Source organism: Candidatus Palauibacter sp., assembly GCF_965216145.1.
Classification (GTDB): domain Bacteria; phylum Gemmatimonadota; class Gemmatimonadetes; order Palauibacterales; family Palauibacteraceae; genus Palauibacter.
In genome coordinates, this window is the sequence record NZ_OZ244149.1 from 3690687 (window position 1) to 3710631 (window position 19945).

Consider the following 19945-nt stretch of genomic DNA (forward strand, 5'->3'; position numbering starts at 1 on the left):
TCTGATACGCCAGTTAGTCAGCCGACCGGACTAACGGTGACGATTACGCTTTGTGTCGCCGTCAAACCCCGTGGGTCCTCCGCTGTAACGGTCACAGCCGTAGTCCCGGGTGTGATCCCGGTGATCGTGAGACGATCGCCGGAGACGCTCACGGTGGCCACCTGTGCGTTGTTTGCTCGGGCACCGAAAGACAGACGGTCACCGTCCGGGTCACTAAAGTATCCCGAGAGGTCGATTGTGACCGGCTGTGCAAGTCCGATGGACTGGGGAGGAATCGCACCTACGGGTCGCGGCGCTCTGTTTGCGGACTCAGGCTGACGGTCAGGTTCTGACTCGTTAACGACATAGCATTCAACAAGAGAGCCGCTCCACACAAGCGCGCCGGCAAGAAGCAACAGACACCGATCAGACACCGTTACCTCCCTGTGCGATTCGATCCGTCACCAGTCGATCCTGGACGATGGACGACGCGGCACCGACCGTTCGTCAGGTGAAGATGTGAGAGGGGATACGCGGACCGCTATCCCCCTTTTTGGGGACCCCGCAGGGCTTCGAGCGACAGGACCCTCCGCACGAGCTCGGTCTGTTTACTGATCCCCTGCTTGCGATAGACCCGCTTGAGGTGTGTACACACGGTGCTCTCCGCGCAGCCCAACTCGTGCGCAATGCCGGCTACCGTCTGGCCGGTCGCCAGCTCCACCGCTACGCGGCTCTCCGCGGGCGTCAAACCCAGGACCGCAGCCGCCAGATCCGGATCTACCCGGGGGCGGGCTTCCGGGTCGACAACCAGCACCAGTGCGCCGACCTCCCACGCACGATGATCCGCGCCCATTCCCTGCACGGGGTGGACTTCAAGGACCAGCGGCGTGCGAGCCTTCGTGCGCGTGATCTTCATCGACCCCCCCGCGCCCTGAACGCCGTACGGGGGCAGCGCCCGCGCCAGCACGCGCTGTAGCTCCGCGTCCTCCTCCGGTATCCCCGCAGTCAACACGCCCTCCGCGTCGCAGAGCCCATCGCGTTTCAGGAGGATATCCCGGGCTCGGTCGTTCGCCTCCAGGATCCGTCCGCGGCGGTCCAACTGGATAAACCCCGACCGCCCGTCCTCGAGCAGTTCGGCAAGCGACGCGCCCAGTGCCCCGGCATTCGCCATGGCATGCCGGACGCGCACGAACTGGCGTATGTGAGGTGCGAGACGCTTGACGGTCTCGATCTGATCGTGTCCCCAGCCGCCGCGTTCGGCGGAGTTGCCGACGGACCAGACGATCGCACGCCCGTCCGGCTCGTCGAACACCATGAAGAGGCCCTTCTGGGACTGGTTGACGCGCCGGAACTCATTGTATACGGTGGATGTCTTCTTTTCCTGGTCGGTATAGAGATCCGACTTATAGGCCACTTCGCCGTCGCGAAGTCCGAAGAGGCGCAGGATAACTTCATCCCGCCGGAAATAGTCGCGCAAATACAGTTGCTCCAGGTCCTCCCTGCGTTCCCTGCCCACGAATAACCGATGCAGGAAGACCTTGGGCTCTACCCCCCCACACGGATCCCCGTAGGACAAGCCATGGCCACCCGTCCCGATCGTGTCGTTGATCAGGGTGGCCGCCGAGACCCACGTGGCATCCCCCAGCGCCGCTTCGTACAACGACGACAAAGTGCGCTCGAACCTGTCCTGCTCGGTCATTCGCCTCACTCGATTGCCAGCCCTCCCGTCAACTTCACCGCCACAGCACATGGGGACTTGAGGGCACACGCTAGCGACCCAAGCGGCCGCAGGCTACCCAAAACAGGGGAGGTATACCGACGGAGGCTGATACCGCCAGACTCCCGTTTTGTCTGCACCGTTTGGACGGGTTACCCTTGCGGGATGGAAGACACGCCGCTTCTGGAAGAAGGTCTGGCGGTCGTCGTGAAGCGGGACTGCCCGACGTGCCAGCTGGTCGAACCGGTGCTGGAGCGACTCGTACGCAACTCCGGCGCTCGCGGCGGTCTCGCGGTCTTCAGCCAGGACGACCCGGACTTCCCCGTTGGGGTCCCCGGCGTGATCGACGACACGGAACTCGAGCACTCCTTCCGCCTCGGGATCGAGACCGTTCCCACGCTCGTGCGCTTCGAAGACGGGGAGGAGACGGGCCGCGCCCTCGGCTGGAACCGCGAGGAGTGGCGCGCGTTGACGGCGACCCCGGATCTGGGCACGGAACTGCCCGAGTTCCGGCCCGGTTGCGGCTCCCGCTCCGTCGAACCGGGCGCGGAGGAGAGGCTGCGCGCACGGTTCGGGGAGACGGGCCTCGAAGCGCGGCAGGTGGCGCTGGAACCGCATGCGGACGCCGTGGAAGCGTGCTTCGAGCGCGGGTGGACGGACGGGCTGCCCGTCGTCCCGCCGACTCCGGAGCGGATCCTGCGCATGCTCGCGGGCACGACCCGGGCCCCGAACGAAGTCGTGGGCCCGGTGCCGCCGGACTACGCCGAATGCACGGTGGAGAAGGTCGCGATCAACGCCGTGCTCGCGGGGTGCAGGCCGGAGTACATGCCCGTCGTGCTCGCGGCGCTCGAAGCGGCGCTCGATCCCTACTTCACCCTGCACGGGATCCTGTGCAGCACCTGCTTCACCGCGCCCCTCATCATCGTGAACGGGCCCATCGCCCGCCGTATCGGGATGAACTCGGGGCTCAACGTCCTCGGACAGGGGAACCGGGCCAACGCCACCATTGGACGCGCGCTCAACCTCATCGTGCGGAACGTGGGTGGAGGCCGTCCAGGGGAGATCGACCGCGCCACCTTCGGGGCGCCGAGCAAGTACACGTTCTGCTTCGCGGAAGACGAATCCGACGAGGAGTGGGAACCCCTCTCGGTTTCGCGCGGCGTCCCGCGCGGGGTGAGTGCGGTCACCCTGTTCCAGGGCGAGGGCGTCCAGGGGATCATGGACCAGCGTTCGCGCACGGCCGAGGAGCTGACCGCGTCGCTCGCCACATGCCTGCTGGCCGTCTGCCACCCCAAGATCTGCGAGTGGGCGCACGCCGTGCTGCTGCTCTCGCCGGAACACTACGCCATCTACCGGGAAGCCGGCTGGAGGCGGGCGCGCATCACCGATGCGCTGCTCGAGGCGACAGCACGGCCGCTGAGCGAGGTCGCGCGCGGCGCGGGAGGCTTGGCCGAGGGCGTGCCGGACTCGGAGACGCGCCGCCGCGTGCCCAAGTTCCCGCCCGGCGGACTGCTCCTCGCCCGGGCCGGCGGCGCGGCCGGACTCTACTCCGCGATCCTCGCCGGCTGGCCCGGCGGCCGCGCCTGGCAGGAATCACACCCCGTCACGAAAGAGATCGAGACATGACCCCCCCGACCCCTGCGACCCCGGCGGCCATCCTGCACGACCCCACCTCGGAGCTCGCCCCGGAGATGCGGCCGCGTCTGGCCCCGCCCCCGTCGCTGGAGGGCCGCGTCGTGGCGCTTCAGGGGATCGGCAAGCTTCGCAGCGACGAGTTCCTCGATCATGTGAAGACCCGCCTCGACGTCCTCGGGATCGAGACGATCCGCACGGACAAGCCGACCAACGCGCGGCGGGCCCCCGTCGAACTGCTGCAGAGGATCGCGACGGAGGCGCACGTCGTCGTCCAGGGCCTCGCCGACTGAGGCTCCTGCACGTCGTGCGGTCTGCACGACCTCAAGGACCTCGACGACCGCGGGATCCCCGGCTGCTTCGTGGTGACGACGGAGTTCGCGGAGGCCGTCGACAGCCAGTCGCGCTCGCTCGGTTTCGAGCCCGGCATCGTCTGGGTCCCGCACCCGATCCAGAACCGGACCGCTGCCGAACTCGAGCAGCTCGCCGACGGGGCGATCGACCCGATTCTAGCCATGCTTGCGGCGTCCGACGAGTGATCGCGGGGGCCGGATGACGCCCCGGGGAAGGCCGCGGCCGGGGCGCCCGGACTTGCTCACGGCGCCGAGAGCGGCCTATTTGGCAGTACTGCGACCGCAGTTTCGACAAGCGCCGCGTGAGCCGTAGAGAGCCGATCCAGCCAGGAGGCCGTATGCCCACCCGCCGACGATTTCTCGCCCGCCTCGGGGGCTCCGCCGCAGCCGCCGGAGTCATGACCGCCGTTCCCACGAAGTGGAACACCGCGATCGCGACGGCCCGCGAGCTGTCCCGCACCCCCGGAAGCCCTGCGGAAATCGCGCGTGACGAGGAGTTCTGGATCGAGATCCAGAAGGCGTTCACGACGGACCGCTCGCTCGTCAATCTCAACAACGGGGGCGTGAGCCCGACGCCCGCCCACGTGCTCGAGGCGATGAAGCGGGACCTCGACTTCGCGAACCAGATCCCCGTCTACAACGGGTGGCAGATCCTCGAGCCGCAACGAGAGGGCGTCCGCGCCCGCCTCGCCCGGCAATGGGACGTCGACCCCGAGGAGATCGCGATCACGCGAAACGCCTCCGAAGGCCTCCAGATCCTCCAGTGCGGGTACGACCTGGCCCGCGGGGACGAAGTCGTGACGACGACCCAGGACTACGGGCGCATGATCACGACCTTCAAGCAGCGCGAGCGGCGCGAGGGGATCGTCCTCAAGCAGTTCAAGATTCCGATCCCGGCCGAGGACCCGGCCGAGATCGTGCGGCTGTTCGAGGAACAGATCACCGACCGCACGCGGCTCATCCTCATGTGCCACATGATCAACATCACGGGCCAGATCCTCCCCGTGCGCGAGGTCGTGGAGATGGCGCGCGGTTACGACATCCCCGTCATCATCGACGGCGCCCACTCGCTCGCGCACCACGAGTTCACGCTCTCCGAGCTGAACTGCGACAACTACGCGGTGAGCCTGCACAAGTGGCTGCACGCCCCCGTCGGCACCGGCCTGCTCTACGTCAAGCGGGAGAAGATCCCCGAGATCTGGCCGCTGCAGGCCGCGGCCGAGAGCCGCAGCGACGACATCCGGAAGTTCGAGGAGACCGGGACGCACCCGGAGGCCAACTTCCTCGCCATCGGCGAGGCGCTCACCTTCCACCAGCTGATCGGCGGCGAGCGCAAGGAGGCGCGCCTCGTCTACCTGCGTAACTACTGGGCCGAGCAGCTCCTCCGGCACGACCGGGTGAGGCTGAACACCAGCCTCGAGCCGGGCTTCGCGTGCGGGATCGCCAACGTCCAGGTCGAGGGGATCGACACGAGTGCGCTCCGCAACTGGCTGTGGAACAAGCACCGGATCTTCACCGTCGGCATCAACCACGCCGAGTTCACGGGACTCCGGATCTCCCCGTCCACCTACTCGACGCTTGAGGAACTCGACCGCTTCGTGGACGCGATGACCCACGCCGTGAAGCACGGGATCCCCGCCTGAGGCGCTCCGCCTGAAGTTCCCGGCCGCCTGACCCGGCCCGACTCGGCCCTGACGTTCCCGCGGGAACGTGTCCGGGCGGGCTACTCGGCGAGCCCAGCGGGTTCACTCGCACTGCACTAAAGCGAGTTTTTTCGCTTTTTGGGCTCCTCATATTGCGATAATTCTCATTTCGGAATCTGGCGGACCCCTAACGTACAGATAGTTCCATGAACCGCGTGCTAAGCGAATTTCCCGAAGCCTTCGTGTCCCATACGGCCATCAGCCGGGAGGTATCCCGGGCGGTGAAGGCCGGGAGACTCCGGAAACTGGCGTCTCGCGTCTACACCGGGAACCTGGACGATCCCCCCGAGGATGTCGTGAAACGCAGCCTGCGGAAACTGGCCATGCACTCGGGTCGGCGCATATGATTTGCGCGCCGTGCGCCCATCCGCCCGACCCAACCCGTGATTCCAGGGGAGACCTCATGACCGAGACCTTCGACATGGCCTTGATACAGCGCGGGGCCCGACTCCGCCGCTCGCCCTATTTCGAGGCCACGCTCCGAGCCGGCTGCCGGAGCTATACGGTCTACAACCACATGTTTCTCCCGACCCGCTACGACGACCTGCACGCGGAATACGAGAAGCTCCTGACCGGTGTCACGGTGTGGGACGTGAGCGTCGAGCGGCAGGTGGAGATCACCGGGCCGGACGCCTTCGAGTTCACGAACCTGCTCACCCCCAGGGACCTGTCGAAGTGCGCCGTCGGGCAGGGCAAGTACGTCCTCATCGGGGCCGAGGATGGGGGCATCGTGAACGATCCCGTACTGCTGCGCCTGGCCGAGAACCACTTCTGGCTCGCGCTCGCGGACAGCGACGTGCTGCTGTACGCGAAGGGCATCGCACTCAACTCCGGCCTCGACGTCGAGATATGCGAGCCGGATGTCTCGCCCATGCAGGTTCAGGGCCCGAAGTCGAAGGAAGTCGTGCGCCGGCTTTTCGGGGAGGACGTCCTCCAGCTCCGCTACTACTGGTTCCTGGAGACCGACCTCGACGGCATCCCGGTGATCGTGACCCGGACGGGGTGGAGCGGCGAGGTGGGCTACGAGATCTACCTCAGGGACGGGGCCCGGGGCGTCGAACTCTGGGACCGTGTGATGGAAGCGGGACGCGACTTGGGGATTTCTCCCACCGGTCCGTCGGACATCCGCCGCATCGAAGCCGGCATCCTCAACTACGGCGTCGACATGACGCTGGACACCAACCCCTACGAAGTCGGGCTCGGCTGGCAGGTCGACTTCGACCAGAAGGGAGATTTCATAGGCCGCGAAGCGCTGGCCCGGATCGCCGAGGAGGGGCCGCGGCGACTCCTCGCCGGAATCGAGATCGCCGGTGCCCCGCTCGACCTCAACATGGACCGCTGGTCCGTGCGCCGGGACGGAGAGGAGATGGGCTTCGTGACCTCCGCCGTGTACTCGCCGCGTCTCGGGCGGAACATCGGCTACGCCATGGTGCCCGCCGCCTCGGGAGAACTGGGCACGCGCCTGAGCGTCACCACGCCGGACGGAGAACGCGACGCCACGGTCGTGCCCCGACCCTTCGTGGATCCCGGTAAGGACATTCCGAAGTCATAGCGGGCCGCTGGAGGGGCCGCGTCAGCCGGCCGCGAGGGCTTCGACCAGTTCGCCGAGTTCGTGCTCCCAGCCGCCGACATTGTCCTGGCGGTCGCTCTCGGTCCGGAAACCGCGCTCGACCAGGCGCAGGATCGTCCCGCCGCCCTCGCGTTGGGTGAGCGTCCACTCGACGGTCGTGTTGTAGCCGCCCTCGAGGGGCGTTTCGGGCTTCCGGGCCCAGCGCCACACGAGTCGCCGCCCGGCCTCCATCCATTCGACCGCGATCGCGTACCGACCGTGGTTGTCCCACACCAGCCAGCCCGCGGCCCCCTCTTCCGGCGCGAGTCCCTCCACTCGGTCCGGGAACCACGCGGCCAGTCCGTCGGGATCGGCCAGCGCCACCCACACGCGCGCGGGCGAGGCGTCGAGTTCGATCGTCCGGTCGATCGGATCGGTCAGGTTCGATTCGTCGGTCATGGTATGTGCAACCCCTGATTCGCGTTATCCGGCGAGCCAGTCCTCGATGAGGCGGCGGGAGATGGACACGCGGCCCGGGAGCCGGAGCCCGATCTCGCGGCGGCGGGCGAAATCCGAGCGCTCGAACCAGCGCGCGTCGACGAGTTCCTGGCTCGCCACGCTCAGTTCGCCGCCCACGCGCTCGGCCCGAAAGCCGAGCATCAGCGACGCCGGGAAGGGCCACGGCTGCGACGAACGATACCGGATGGAGCCCACCTCGATCCCGGACTCTTCGCGGACCTCGCGGACGACCGCCTCGGAGAGGCTCTCGCCCGGCTCCACGAAGCCCGCCAGCGTGGAGTAGACGCCCTCCGGCCAGATGTCCTTTCGCCCCAGCAGACAGCGGTCGCCGTCGGTGACGAGGACGATGATGGCCGGGTCGGTGCGGGGGAAATGCTCTTCCCCGCACGCCTCGCTCGCGCAGCGCCGCGCGTGGCCGCCCTGCCGAGGTTCGGTCGGGGCCCCGCACGTCCCGCAGAAGCGGTGCCGGCGGCTCCACGTGACGACCGCGCGGGCGTACGCCAGGAGCGAGCCCTCCCGCTGCCCCAGCATGGCCCCGACTCCCCGGAGGTCGAGGAACTCGCCCGCCCCGTCGAGGGCTCCGTCGAGCGCCTCGGAAGACGCCGGCTCGCTGGAGTCCGGCACCTCCGCCGCGAACAGGGCGCGACCATCGTCGGGTGTCCCACCGCCCCCCTCGAGACCAAGGAAGATCCAGTCTTCCCGCGGATCCGCGCAGAAGGCGGCCGCTGCGGGTCGGAGGAATCCGGGCTCGTAGGCCATGCCGTCCGCTTCCTCGGCAAGATCTCGCGCCGTCTCCCGCACCAGGCTGCACGAACGCCACACGGGGACGAGGCGCGAGGAGGGGTCGGACTTCCGGTCGGCGAGCCACTTTGGATCCGCTCGAAGGTGGGTCGCGCGGTCGAGCTCCCCTCCGGCGAAAGGGTTGGCAACCCGGGACGAGGATCCGCTGCTTTCAAGCGACGACGCGTCTCGGCCGGCCGCTTCGCTCACCGTCCGCAGACCTCATCCGGGTCCGCGTACGGGAGCCCGGCATTGCGCGGCGGCCACTGCCGGACAATGTACCAGACGAGGATGGGCAGGGAGACCGCGACGAGGATTACGCCCACGGCGACGTCGTCCCGGGCTGCCTGGATCTCCGCGGCGACATCGAGCGGTCCACTCGCGTCCGACAGGAACTCCCCCACTATCCCGACGAGATTGTTGGTGGCGTGAAAGACGATGGGCACAATCAGCGTCCTAGTCCTCAGGTAGAGGAGTGCCGCGACGAGACCCACGACACCGATTCCGAACGGGTTCGCATGCAGGATCCCGAAGGCGATCGAGGATGCGATCAGGGCCGCGGGCACCCCCCGTCGATATCCCCAGCGGTTGACGAGAATCCCGCGGAACAATGCTTCTTCCAGGACGGGTGCCGCGATGACGGCGATCACGGCCATCGCCAACTGGTAGCCAATACCGGGGTCGGACTCGGTGCTGAGGGCCTCGAGCAGAAACTCGAGCACCCCGGGGGCCAGCGTCGAGAGCGCGTACGCCCAGACGAGCCACGATCCAATCGAGAACGCCATCGTGACAACCAGAAGGCCCGCCAAACGGACCCAGGACAGCCCGCCGTACCCGCGAGGCAGCGTGCCCACAAGTCGGCGGAGACCAATGTCCGAGCGGCGGCAGGCCCAGACGATCCACGTCGCGAGGGCACCATAGAGGGCGAGCCCGAACAGGACCTCGAACGTTCGCGGGTCGCCTGAATCCAGGGGTGTCAGCAGCGCGACGACGTACAAGACAACGCCGAGGACCATGGTTCCGAGGATCACCCACGGAATCACCGTGCGGGCTCGAAGATCCTCGAACGGGTTGGCAGCCCGCGGTCGTTGGTGGCCGTCCCCCGCCGCGGCGGGTAGGATCTCGCCTTCGTTCATGCGCGCAACATAGCGGAGCCGAGGGAGACGGTGAACAGATTCGAGCGCGGGTTCGAGGGAACGGCGGGACCGGGAACGCTTCTCACGTTCGACTGCTACGGCACCCTGATCGACTGGGAAGCCGGGATTCTCGCCGCGCTGCGGGCCGCGTACCCCAAGGCCGCCGGGGTGGCGGACGAGGCGCTCCTGGGCGAGTTCCTGGCGGCGCAGGACCGCCTCAAGACGAGCGACTACCGACCCTACCGGCAGCTGCTGACCCAGACCGCGGCCGAGGTCGCGAGCGCGAACGACTGGGACGCCTCGGAGGCTCCGGCCGCCCGCGTTCCCGCCAGCATCCCCTCGTGGCAGCCGTTCCCCGACACGAACCCCGCCCTCTCCCGGCTCGCCAGGGCCGGAGTCACACTCGGCATCCTGTCGAACATCGACGACGACCTGCTCGCGGGAACGCTCGAACACTTCGAGATCGAGTTCGCCCTCCTCGGGACGGCGCAGAGACTGCGGAGTTACAAGCCGGCCGCGCCGCACTTCGAGCGCGGGCGGGAGTGGGCCGCCGGCTTCGATCGCTGGCTCCATGTGGCGCAGAGCCTGTTCCACGACATCGTCCCCGCGACCGGCTTCGGGGTTCCCGTCCTGTGGGTCAACCGCAACGCGCAGCCCCTGCCCGACGACGCCGATCCGATTCACATCGTGCCCGACCTCGCCGCCGCCGCGGCGTGGCTCCTGCCGGGGCTGTAGGTCGGCCGGGGGATCTTTTTCGTCCAGCTGAACTATCTGGACGGGTCGTCTGGTCCGATTCGAGGGACACGAGGGGCACCGTTACTGAGACCGGGTCCCGTCGGCCAGGACCTCTCGGGTGAAGCGGTGCAGGGCCTGCCACAGCGCCTGCTGGGAGAAGATGTCGTTGTGTCCCACGCCGGGGAGTTCCAGCCATTGGCTCGGTCCGCCGAGCGCCTCGAACACCTCGCGGCTCTGGCCAGGCGGAATCACGCGATCGTCCGCCCCCGCACCGACCAGGGTGGGCGCCGCGATGCGGGAGGCCCGATCCACCGTGTCGAAGCGAGGACGCGGCCAGTCCAGATACCACTCCGGCAGCCATGACAGGCGGTGCCGCGCGATGGCCGGGATGTCCGTGAACGGGCCGAGCAGGACGACGCCGGCGACGGGGCGGCCGATCGCCAGATCGGCGGCCACGGCGCTCCCCAGCGAGTTCCCAAACAGAATCAGCCGTCCCGGGTCAACCCCCTTCTCGTCCACGAGCCAGCGGTAGGCGGCTCTCGCGTCGGCGTACAGCCCCTCCTCCGAGGGCTTTCCCTCGCTCGCACCGTAGCCCCGGTAGTCCGGCAGCAGAACATCGAGATTCAGATTCGAGAGCGCCGCCGCCACCGTGCCGCGATCGCCCAGGTGTCCGGCGTTGCCGTGGAAGTAGATCGCGGCGCCTCGGCCGGGTTCGTCACGGCCGGCGGGAAACCACCAGGCATGTAGCCGCGGACCGTCCTCCGTGGGGATCCACACCTCCGAGGCGTCCACGAATCCCCAGTAGCGGGGCTGCGTCTCGTGCGGCTCCAGCGGCTCCGGATAGAACACGAAGAAGGGGGCCAGGCGCGGCAGACACAGGTGGGCGACCGCGAGGAGGCCGACCACGGCGGCCACGACGACGAGGAGTTCCACGGGCGGGCGGACGGCGGTCAGGATCCGGGCAGGGACGCGGCGGCGAACCGCTCGGCCCAGCGCACGTATACGTCGGGGCGCCGGTCGCGCCAGAACAGGCGGCGCGCGGTGGACGTCTCGCAACGGGCGAGATCCACGTCGGCGTAGAGGATCGTCTCCTCGAGTCCCGGGCCACGCGCCAGGATCACGCCCTCGGGATCGACGACGAAGGACTCGCCGGCGAAGGTGAGGCGCGGCTCCTCCCCGACGCGGTTGCAGAGGGCCGCGAAGTAGCCGTTCTGGAACGCGGCCACGCGCACCTCGGCCTCGAACAGTCCCTCAGGCCATTCGCCGATCGCACCGGCCTGGGGGATGACGACGAGTTGGGCACCGAGTTCGCCCAGGCGCCGCATGTACTCCGGGTAGTGGCGGTCGTAGCAGATGGCCACGCCCACGCGGCCCACCGCGGTGTCGTAGACGAGGGCGTCGGTGTCCCCCTCCGCGTAGTAGTGCTGCTCGTGGAAGCACGCGTATTCCGTGATGTGCATCATGCGCGTCACGCCGAGCAGCGAGCCGTCCGCGTCGAAGACCGGCGTGCTGTCGTAGCACCGGCCGTCGACCCCGAGTTCGTACTGGTTGAAGACGGTGACGAGGCCGAGTTGGGCCGCGCGGGCCGCGATCCGGTCCGAGGTGGGCCCGGGAATGGGTTCCGCCAGATCCGCCGCCGCCGGGTCGTCAGGGCGCTGCGGGAAGAAACGGTCGATGGCGAGTTCGGGGAAGGCGACGAGCCCGGCCCCATCGGCCGCCGCGCGCCCCATCGCGTCGAGCGCGCGTTCGAGGTTGCGGGTGCGGTCGGGTGCGGCGGACTGCTGGACGAGTGCGATCTTCATGCCTGGGCCGTCCGGTTCCGGGGGTCGCGGCCGTGGTCGCTTCGGGCAGGGAGGATTGTCGGGGAGCGCGCCACGACCCGCAACGGGGCCATCGATCCACTAGTTTGCGCGCATGTGTGGACGATTCAGCCTGCAGACCCCGGTCCCGGATCTGGCAGAGTTCTTCGAGGCCGACCCGTCGCGGCTCGGCGAGTGGTCGCCCCGCTACAACGTGGCGCCCACCGACGAGGTCATCGCCCTGCGCCGGAGGGCCGGAGGCCGTGAACTCGTACCCCTCCGCTGGGGGCTGATCCCGAACTGGGCCGAGGACCCGGGCTCGCTCCCGCTGATGATCAATGCGCGCTCGGAATCGCTGGAAACGCGTCGCGCGTTTCGGGACCTGATCCTGGATCGCCGCTGCGCGGTGCTCGCCGACGGCTTCTACGAGTGGCGGGCCGAGGGCGGCGTGAAGCAGCCGTATTTCGTCCGGCGACGAGACGGGACGCCGATGGTGCTCGCCGGTCTGTGGGACATCTGGCGGGGGGCGGACGGCCCGGTCGGCTCCTGCACGATCGTCACCACGGACGCGAACGAACTGCTCGAACCGCTGCACGACCGGATGCCGGTCATCATCGAGGGCGAGGGCGCGCAGATGTGGCTCGACCTCGACATGTCGGAGCGGACCATGGACCCGCTCCAATCCTTCGACGCGGAGGCGCTTGAAGTGTTCGCGGTCAGCCGCCGGGTCAACCGCGTCGCCGTCGACGACCCGTCCTGCACGGAACCGCTCGACGCGCCCATCCGGGGAGCGGAGGGCTGGGGCCGACGGCCCCCGCCGGGCGAGGCACCGCGGGACCAACTCGGGCTCTTCCCCTCCCCGGCGTGAAACTCACGGCGCGCGCCCTCCGAGTTCCGGCTCTCGGAGCAATCGTCATCGCCGTGTCGGCCGGTTGCGCCCGGCCGGACGCTCCGGCGGGCTCCGGGACGGCGTTTCCGGACCGGCTCCCGCCCCCGCTCCCCATGTCGGTGGCCAACAACGCGGTCGCCGCCATCGAGACGTCCGCGGGGTGGGCCGTGTTCTCCTTCCTCGGGATCGACTCCACGAAACTCTGGTCCGGGGTGACGACCGCCTCCTTCCGCTGGGACCTCGGAAGTCCGGCGTGGCGGGCGATCAAGCCCCCGCCCGGCCCGGGCCGCCTCGCCGCGACGGCCCAGGCGTTCGACGGCAGGATCTTCCTCTTCGGCGGTTACACCGTCGCGGAGGACGGCGGGGAGCAGTCCCGTCCCGAGGTTGACGTGCTCGACCCCGAGACCGGACGCTGGACTCGGGCGGCTCCCATGCCCATCCCCGTCGACGACGCGATCTCGGGCGTGTGGCGGGACTCGCTGATCTTCCTCGTCTCGGGCTGGCACGATTCTGACAATGTGGCGGCCGTCCAGATCTACGATCCGGCGCGGGACGCCTGGGCGCAGGCCACGCCGATCCCGGGCCCGCCCGTGTTCGGGCACGCCGGCGGCATTGTGGGCGACGCCATCGTCTACATCGACGGCGCGCGCGTCCAGGCGGAACCCCGCGCCTTCCTCCTCGAGGCGTCCTCGTGGCTGGGCCGCATTGACCCGGCCGACCCCACCCTCATCGGCTGGGAACGTCTGTCGGACCATCCCGGACCGGGGCTCTATCGCGCGGCCGCCGTCGCCGTCGGGACTCGTGTCGCCTTCGCCGGCGGATCGGACAACGCGTACAACTACAACGGGACGGGGTACGACGGTCGGCCGGCCGAACCGTGGGACGGGGCCTTCGCCTTCGATCTCGCGGCCGGCGGCTGGGTCGACCTCCCGCCGCCCGACACGCCGACCATGGACCACCGCGGCATCGTCATCGCCGACGGGCGCGCCTTCATCGTCGGGGGCATGACCGCCGGACAGCGCGTGACCAACCGGGTCACGGAGATCCGCCTCCGCCCATAGACGCTCGAGCCGGTACTAGAAGTTGGCGACGAGGGCGATCGTGAAGGTCGAATCCAGCTTGTGACGGGGCACGAGTACCATCTTGCCGGTCGGGGTGCCGGCGGGCTGCTCGAGCGGCGCATTCGTCAGGGCCGGCACGTTGTCCCACACGAGTCGCAGGCCCGTCTTGACGGCCAGGGAATGGTTGATGTCCACTGAGAGCGAGTTGGCGAGATCGGCCCGCAGGTCGGCCGCATCCGTCAGATTCTCGTCCAACGTCAGCGTGCTCTCGAGGTCGGCCGTCTCCGTGAGGCGGCGGCGGAAGTTGGTGGAGACGCGGACGCCGCCGAAGCTCGCACTCTTGTCGGGGTCGTCCACCACATCGTTCTGGGCCGTAAACGTGATCCCGTAGTCGCTCTTTAGCCGGGTGGTCTCGGTCTCGATCCACATGTTGCCGAGGCCGGTGACCAGGGAGAAACGGCTCTCGAACCCCGAGAAGGTGTTTCTCTCCCACCCCGCGCCGGTCGTGAGATGGACGTGATCCGAGAACGAGCGCTCGAACTCACCTCGCAGGAAGTAGTTCTCGGCCGTCGGCTTCGGGTCGGAGTAGTCGGTCACCATGAAGTCATCCTCGGTGCCGACGGCGATCCGCTGCGTCGTCCCCGACTCGGTGCGAAGGCCGCCCGCCCGGAACGACAACTCGCCAGAACCCCAGTCTCGTCGGGCTGCGCCACCCAGGCCGAATGTCCGCACGGTCGAGTTTCCTGAGGTGAAGAGAAGGCTCAGTTCGGCGCTGTAGGACCAGTCCGCATCCGGTCCCTCCTGGAGGGCTTGAACGGGCTCGCCGGCGGATGCCGCTTCATCAGCCTGTGCGGACAACCCGGCGAGTGAGGGAAAGCACGGTTGGATGGCGGCCGCCGCGATTCCGATAGCTGCGGCCGCACCCATATTACGGAGAGAATCGAGAGCGCCCTCCCGCCCCAGCCTGCACTTCATCCTCCACCCTCCAGCCCAATTTGCTTCGAGGAAAACGCGGACCCAAGGCTATCAGAGGGTGGATTCCCGGACAAGCAAGGCTTCGAGCGTCACAGGGTTCGTGTGGCAGCGCCTATCTCGGCGGGGCATCTTCGGCTTGAATGGACATGCCACCGATGAACTCGTCACAGCGTCGCACGACGCTCCGCGGACGCCCTGCAGGCTTCGTCGTTGCAGCGCTGTTTGCTGGCACGGCCTTTGGTCTCGCGTGCGGCGACAGCACCGCAGGTCCGGTTCCGCCTCGACCCGACCCGCCCGACGCGCAACTCCCCGCGACGGTGACGATCACGCCGTCCTCGGCACGGTTCAGCGCCCTCGGCGCCACTTCACAACTCACCGCGCAGGTCCGCAATCGCAGCGGACAGATTCTGACCACCGTCCCCGTGGCGTGGACGATCGAGGACGAATCGGTGGCCACGGTCGACGCCTCGGGGCTCGTGACGTCGCGGGGCAACGGGTCCACGACCGTGACGGCCGCGGCGGGGAACGTCGCCGGGACGGCCCCGGTGGAGGTATCCCAGATCGTCCGGTCCATCAGCCTGTTGCCGACGACCGACACGCTGGTCGTCGGAGACACTCTTCGGTTCACCGCCGAACCGCTGGACGGGAACGGGCAACCAGTGGCCGGCGCCACGACTGGCTGGTCTTCGAGCGACCCGTCGGTCGCCGAGGTGGACAGGTCGGGTCTGGCGACCGCCGTCGGCCCGGGAAGGGCGGAGATCCTGGCCACGTCCGGCGGAGTGGCGGGCCGGGCCCGCCTGATCGTCACGCTCCCGATCGTCAAGACCGTGACCGTCACACCGCCCGAGATCGAGTTCATGGCTCTCGGGGACACGATCCGTCTTACGGCTCAGGTCCTAGACGAGCGCGACCGGATCATTGCGGTGATACCGGTCGCATGGGGGAGCGCGGACACCGCTGTGGCCACGGTTGATTCCGCAGGACTCGTAACGGCGACGGGTAACGGGCAGACGCGGATCTCGGCGACGGCCGGCGAGGTATCGGGCAGAGCGTCGGTGCGGGTCGGGCAGTCGGCGGCCTCCGTCGTGGTCTCTCCGGCCGCCGACACTCTGTTCGTGGGCGACACGCTCCGTTTCACCGCGCGGGTAACGGACGCGAACGGCCAACCGGTGGCGGGAGCGCTGGTCAACTGGGTCTCAAGCGACACGTCCGTGGTTCGAGTGGACTCCGCGGGCCTCACGAGGGCCGTCGGCCCGGGTGAGGCCGTCATCACTGCCACCTCCGGCGGCCTGCCCGGACAGGCCGACCTCCTGGTCATGGCTCTGGTCCCGACGATCGTGACCGTGATCCCCGAGCGGACGAATTTCACGGCGCTGGGCGACACCATTCGGCTGTTGGCGGAGGTGCGCGACCAGGTGGGGAGGGTCATCCCCGGCGCTGTCGTCGCCTGGACGAGCAGGGACGAGACCGTGGCCGCTGTGGATTCTGCGGGCCTCGTGACCGCGGTGGAGAACGGAAACACCCGGGTGGAGGCGGCGGCGGGGTCCGCGACGGACAGTGTCGTGATCGAGGTCGCTCAGCAGGTCGATACGGTCATCGTGTCGCCTGCCGCCGACACCATCGGCGGGGGTGACCGGCTGCAACTGACGGCTGAGGCCTTCGATGCAAACGGCCATGCCATGGCCAGTGCCGTGTTCCGGTGGACTTCGAGCGATCCCTCCGTGGCTCGGGTCTACGAATCGGACCCCGGGCTGGTCTTCGCCCGCGCCGAGGGGACCGCCACGATTACGGCGACCACGGGACGGGTTTCGGGGAGGGCGGAAATCACGGTCTGGACGCCGGATCCACACATGCTGCGGGCACTCTACGAGGCGACGGGCGGGTCGAATTGGACGAACAACGAAAACTGGCTTACCGACGCGCCTCTCGAGGATTGGCACGGCGTCGGAACGGACAGTCATGGGCGCGTCCGACGGCTGTATCTGGGATCGAACAACCTGACAGGGCCGATTCCGCCCGAACTTGGAAACATTCCCCGTCTGAATATCCTCCACCTACCAAGCAACAGTCTGGCCGGCCCGATCCCGCCGGAGGTCGGCAAGCTGTCGCGCCTGCAGCAGTTGAATCTCGAGAGTAACGACCTCACCGGCTCGATCCCGCCCGGACTCGGGAACCTTCCCGAGCTCGGCATCCTGCAGCTCGGAGGGAACAGCCTGACCGGGTTCATCCCTCCAGAACTCGGCAACGCACCCATGCTCGGATGGATCGAACTCTACGGCAACAGCCTGACCGGTCCGGTGCCTGCTGAACTGGGGAGCTTTTCGCTCATGTCGCGTCTCTACCTGCAGGACAACGAATTGACCGGGCCTCTCCCCGGGCGCCTGGCGCGACTCAATGGGATGAGGCGTCTGACATTCCACGACAACCGTGGCCTCTGTGCGCCTGGGAGCGCGGAGTTCGTATCGTGGCTGGGAAAGCTCGAGATCCTGGAGGGGCCACTCTGCAATGAGTCGGACGTGGCGGTTCTCGAATCCCTGTACGAGTCGACCCGCGGCGGGGCCTGGTCGAACGCCGATGGCTGGCTGTCGAACGACGCGGTGGAGACATGGCACGGCGTGCGCACGGATTCGCTCGGACATGTCCGCAGGCTCGACCTGGGCGACAACGGCCTCATGGGTCGGCTGCCGGCGGCACTCGGCACGCTGGCGTACATGTCGCAGCTTCGGGTATCGGGCAATCCGCTCACGGGCCCCCTGCCGTTGTCCCTAGCCAACCTTCCCCTTAGCGAATTCCACTATGCGGATACGGATCTCTGCGTGCCGAACGACGTTTCCCTCGGGGCATGGCTGGGGGCGATCGAGTCGCATCAGGGCACTGGGAAAGTGTGCGGTGCGTTCTCGGACCGCGACGTACTGGTGGCGTTCTACGAAGCGACCGGCGGGAGCAATTGGAGGGACAACTCCAATTGGTTGACCGAAGAACCGCTCAATCGCTGGTTCGGGGTCGCGGCCGATGACTCGGGACGCATCCTGGGAATCTACATGGGCACCAACAACCTGCGGGGGCCGATCCCGCCCGAACTGGGGCGTCTCACCGGCCTGACCCATGTCTTCCTTGAGAACAACGGACTCTCAGGACCCATCCCGCCGGCTCTGGGGAACCTCACCAGCCTCAGGCAACTCACTCTCTCGTACAACAACCTCTCCGGTCCGATCCCGCCCGAGATCGGGAACCTCGCGGACCTCCAGCACCTGAGTCTCCGGCACAACAACCTCTCGGGTTCGATCCCGCCGCAGATCGGCAACATGGGGCGGCTATTGCGCCTGCAGCTGGAGCACAACGATCTCGAAGGTCAGATCCCGGCGGAACTTGGCGGATTGACGAGCCTTCGGGAACTGAATCTGGCGTTCAACCGAGGGCTGTCAGGATCGGTGCCCACCAACCTCACGACGCTGCACGAGCTCGACAGGCTCCAGGCGGGCGGGACGGGTCTTTGCGCGCCGTCCGACGTCGCGTTCCAGGAGTGGCTGGAAGGTGTCCGCGATTGGTGGCTACCGTTGTGCGACGCGGTCGACGGGGGGATGGCCTACCTGACCCAGGCAGTACAGTCGAGCACCTCCCCAGTGCCGCTGGTGGCGGGCGAGGCGGCGCTGCTGCGCGTGTTTGTGACGGCGGAGCGAACCGAGCTCGGCATGCCGCCCGTACGCGCCAGCTTCTACTTGGGGGGTTCCGAGGCCCATGTGGTGAACATCCCGGGCCAGTCGAACCCGATCCCGAGAGAAATCGACGAGAGTAGCCTTTCGAATTCGGCCAACGTCACGGTCCCCGCCGAAGTCGTCCAGCCGGGGCTGGAGATGGTGATCGAGATCGACCCTGACGAAACGCTGGCCTCGGAGTTGGGCGTGACGCGGCGGATTCCCGAGACCGGACGTTCGATGGTCGATGTCCGAGAACTCCCGCCCCTCGAACTGACGCTGATCCCGTTCCTGTCGAGCGCCGCGCCGCACCATGCAGTCCTGGAGTACGTTTCCGACATGGCGACGGATCCGGCGGGGCACGAGCGCCTGTTCGAGACGCGGACGCTGCTCCCGGTCGCAGAGCTGAATGTGACGGCGCACGAGCCGGTGAGGAGTTCGACGACGAGCTTCGCGGGGCTGCTGGCCGAGACGGACGCGATACGGGTGGCCGAGGGTATCGGCGGGTACGCCATGGGAATGATTACGGGCAGATTGAGTCAGGGGATTGCGCACCTTTCGGGTAAGACCAGTTTCTCGACACCCACCGCAGACGTGATGGCGCACGAACTAGGCCACAACTTCAGTCTGCTGCACGCCCCATGTGGCGGTCCCCGTCAGCTCGATGCCTTGTTTCCGGAGCGCAACGGCCGGATCGGGGGTTGGGGATACGACGCCCGCGACGCCGGCAAGCTGGTGTGGCCATCGGCGCCCGATCTGATGTCGTATTGTCGCCCCCGGTGGATCGGCCCCTACAGCTTCTCCAAGGCGCTCAGATATCGTCTGGCTGAGGCGATGAGGGCCTCGGCCGTGGCCATGGCGGCCGCGGCCCGGTCGCTCCTCGTGTGGGGCGGGATCGGTGCGGACGGCAGACCCTTCCTGGAACCGACCTTCGTGATCGACGCCCCGTCCGTCCTGCCGCGGTCGGGTGGTGCCTACGAGGTCACGGCCCTCACGACCAACGGCGAGGAGGCGTTTTCGTTCCGCTTCGACATGCCGGAGGTGGCGGATGGCGAGGGCGGCTCGGGCTTCGCCTTCGCGGTCCCGGCGCGGCCATCGTGGGAGGCGAGTCTGGCCAGCATCACGCTCTCGGGCCTCGGGGGCTCAGTGACGCTGGACCAGGACACGAACCGCCCCATGGTCATCCTCCGCAACCCGGACAGTGGTCAGATACGTGGCTTCCTGCGGGATCTGCCGGCCGATGTTCTGGCTCGGGCCAGCGCAGCCGAGCTCGGAGGGGATGCGGGTCTGGAGGTGCTCGTGAGCCGAGGCCTGCCGGACGCCGCCGCCTGGAGGCGCTGAGCGGCAGGCGGGCGGGACCTTCTCTGGCCAACGGAGCTTTCCGGGCCCAGCTTCCCGGATCGTTCGATCCCGCCAATTCACC

General features: G+C 68.1%; 17 protein-coding genes. 9 read left to right on the forward strand and 8 right to left on the reverse strand.

Annotated features, from left to right (window positions below; all coding sequences use genetic code 11):
• Positions 1–17 precede the first annotated feature (17 nt).
• Together ACOOHF_RS15885 and ACOOHF_RS15890 are read right to left on the reverse strand one after the other, a co-directional pair.
• Positions 18–413, reverse strand: a complete 396-nt coding sequence (locus ACOOHF_RS15885; RefSeq protein ID WP_420462410.1) for an Ig-like domain-containing protein — start codon at positions 411–413, stop codon at positions 18–20.
• 107 nt (positions 414–520) lie between these two features.
• Positions 521–1678 carry a helix-turn-helix transcriptional regulator gene (locus ACOOHF_RS15890; protein ID WP_420462411.1) on the reverse strand — a complete coding sequence of 386 codons (1158 nt, stop codon included), beginning with the start codon at positions 1676–1678 and terminating at the stop codon, positions 521–523.
• A 183-nt stretch (positions 1679–1861) separates the two neighbouring features.
• On the opposite strand from ACOOHF_RS15890, the gene ACOOHF_RS15895 reads away from it, so the two are divergent.
• The 5 genes from ACOOHF_RS15895 to ACOOHF_RS15915 all read left to right on the forward strand — a co-directional run bounded on the left by ACOOHF_RS15895 (position 1862) and on the right by ACOOHF_RS15915 (position 6936).
• The gene (locus tag ACOOHF_RS15895; protein ID WP_420462412.1) at positions 1862–3322 is read left to right on the forward strand and encodes a thioredoxin family protein; all 1461 of its coding nucleotides are present in this window, start codon (positions 1862–1864) and stop codon (positions 3320–3322) included.
• Positions 3319–3867 carry a UGSC family (seleno)protein gene (locus ACOOHF_RS15900; RefSeq protein ID WP_420462413.1) on the forward strand — a complete coding sequence of 183 codons (549 nt, stop codon included), beginning with the start codon at positions 3319–3321 and terminating at the stop codon, positions 3865–3867. The genes ACOOHF_RS15895 and ACOOHF_RS15900 overlap by 4 nt, the downstream gene beginning before the upstream one ends.
• A gap of 212 nt (positions 3868–4079) precedes the next feature.
• Positions 4080–5324, forward strand: coding sequence for an aminotransferase class V-fold PLP-dependent enzyme (locus tag ACOOHF_RS15905; RefSeq protein ID WP_420462414.1), 1245 nt, complete (start codon positions 4080–4082; stop codon positions 5322–5324).
• A 206-nt stretch (positions 5325–5530) separates the two neighbouring features.
• Positions 5531–5731 (forward strand): hypothetical protein, encoded by a 201-nt coding sequence (locus ACOOHF_RS15910; protein WP_420462415.1) that lies wholly within the window; start codon positions 5531–5533, stop codon positions 5729–5731.
• A gap of 56 nt (positions 5732–5787) precedes the next feature.
• Positions 5788–6936, forward strand: coding sequence for a glycine cleavage T C-terminal barrel domain-containing protein (locus ACOOHF_RS15915; protein ID WP_420462416.1), 1149 nt, complete (start codon positions 5788–5790; stop codon positions 6934–6936).
• A gap of 21 nt (positions 6937–6957) precedes the next feature.
• Here ACOOHF_RS15915 and ACOOHF_RS15920 read toward each other — a convergent pair whose 3' ends face one another.
• From ACOOHF_RS15920 to ACOOHF_RS15930, 3 genes are read right to left on the reverse strand one after another with little or no spacing between them, the layout of a single operon-like run.
• A complete protein-coding gene (locus ACOOHF_RS15920; protein ID WP_420462417.1) occupies positions 6958–7392 on the reverse strand; it encodes an SRPBCC domain-containing protein in 435 nt (144 codons plus the stop codon).
• A 24-nt stretch (positions 7393–7416) separates the two neighbouring features.
• Complete coding sequence (nudC, locus tag ACOOHF_RS15925) at positions 7417–8442, reverse strand: NAD(+) diphosphatase (protein ID WP_420462418.1); 1026 nt, start codon at positions 8440–8442, stop codon at positions 7417–7419.
• Complete coding sequence (locus tag ACOOHF_RS15930) at positions 8439–9368, reverse strand: CPBP family intramembrane glutamic endopeptidase (RefSeq protein WP_420462419.1); 930 nt, start codon at positions 9366–9368, stop codon at positions 8439–8441. The genes nudC and ACOOHF_RS15930 overlap by 4 nt, the downstream gene beginning before the upstream one ends.
• A gap of 30 nt (positions 9369–9398) precedes the next feature.
• Between ACOOHF_RS15930 and ACOOHF_RS15935 the strand changes: the two genes are divergently transcribed.
• Entirely contained in the window at positions 9399–10103 is a 705-nt protein-coding gene (locus ACOOHF_RS15935; RefSeq protein WP_420462420.1) for an HAD family hydrolase, read from the forward strand.
• An 81-nt stretch (positions 10104–10184) separates the two neighbouring features.
• Here ACOOHF_RS15935 and ACOOHF_RS15940 read toward each other — a convergent pair whose 3' ends face one another.
• Together ACOOHF_RS15940 and ACOOHF_RS15945 are read right to left on the reverse strand one after the other, a co-directional pair.
• The gene (locus ACOOHF_RS15940) at positions 10185–11036 is read right to left on the reverse strand and encodes an alpha/beta hydrolase (protein ID WP_420462421.1); all 852 of its coding nucleotides are present in this window, start codon (positions 11034–11036) and stop codon (positions 10185–10187) included.
• A gap of 17 nt (positions 11037–11053) precedes the next feature.
• Complete coding sequence (locus ACOOHF_RS15945) at positions 11054–11905, reverse strand: carbon-nitrogen hydrolase family protein (RefSeq protein WP_420462422.1); 852 nt, start codon at positions 11903–11905, stop codon at positions 11054–11056.
• Between the two features lie 112 nt (positions 11906–12017).
• Between ACOOHF_RS15945 and ACOOHF_RS15950 the strand changes: the two genes are divergently transcribed.
• Positions 12018–12770: an SOS response-associated peptidase gene (locus tag ACOOHF_RS15950; RefSeq protein WP_420462423.1), complete on the forward strand. Its 753-nt coding sequence runs from the start codon at positions 12018–12020 to the stop codon at positions 12768–12770.
• A gap of 53 nt (positions 12771–12823) precedes the next feature.
• On the forward strand, positions 12824–13852 hold the full coding sequence (locus ACOOHF_RS15955) for a Kelch repeat-containing protein (RefSeq protein WP_420462424.1): 1029 nt from the start codon (positions 12824–12826) through the stop codon (positions 13850–13852).
• A 15-nt stretch (positions 13853–13867) separates the two neighbouring features.
• On the opposite strand, the gene ACOOHF_RS15960 is transcribed toward ACOOHF_RS15955, so the two are convergent.
• Complete coding sequence (locus ACOOHF_RS15960) at positions 13868–14827, reverse strand: DUF481 domain-containing protein (RefSeq protein WP_420462425.1); 960 nt, start codon at positions 14825–14827, stop codon at positions 13868–13870.
• A gap of 155 nt (positions 14828–14982) precedes the next feature.
• On the opposite strand from ACOOHF_RS15960, the gene ACOOHF_RS15965 reads away from it, so the two are divergent.
• Complete coding sequence (locus tag ACOOHF_RS15965; RefSeq protein ID WP_420462426.1) at positions 14983–19863, forward strand: Ig-like domain-containing protein; 4881 nt, start codon at positions 14983–14985, stop codon at positions 19861–19863.
• Positions 19864–19945: the final 82 nt, after the last annotated feature.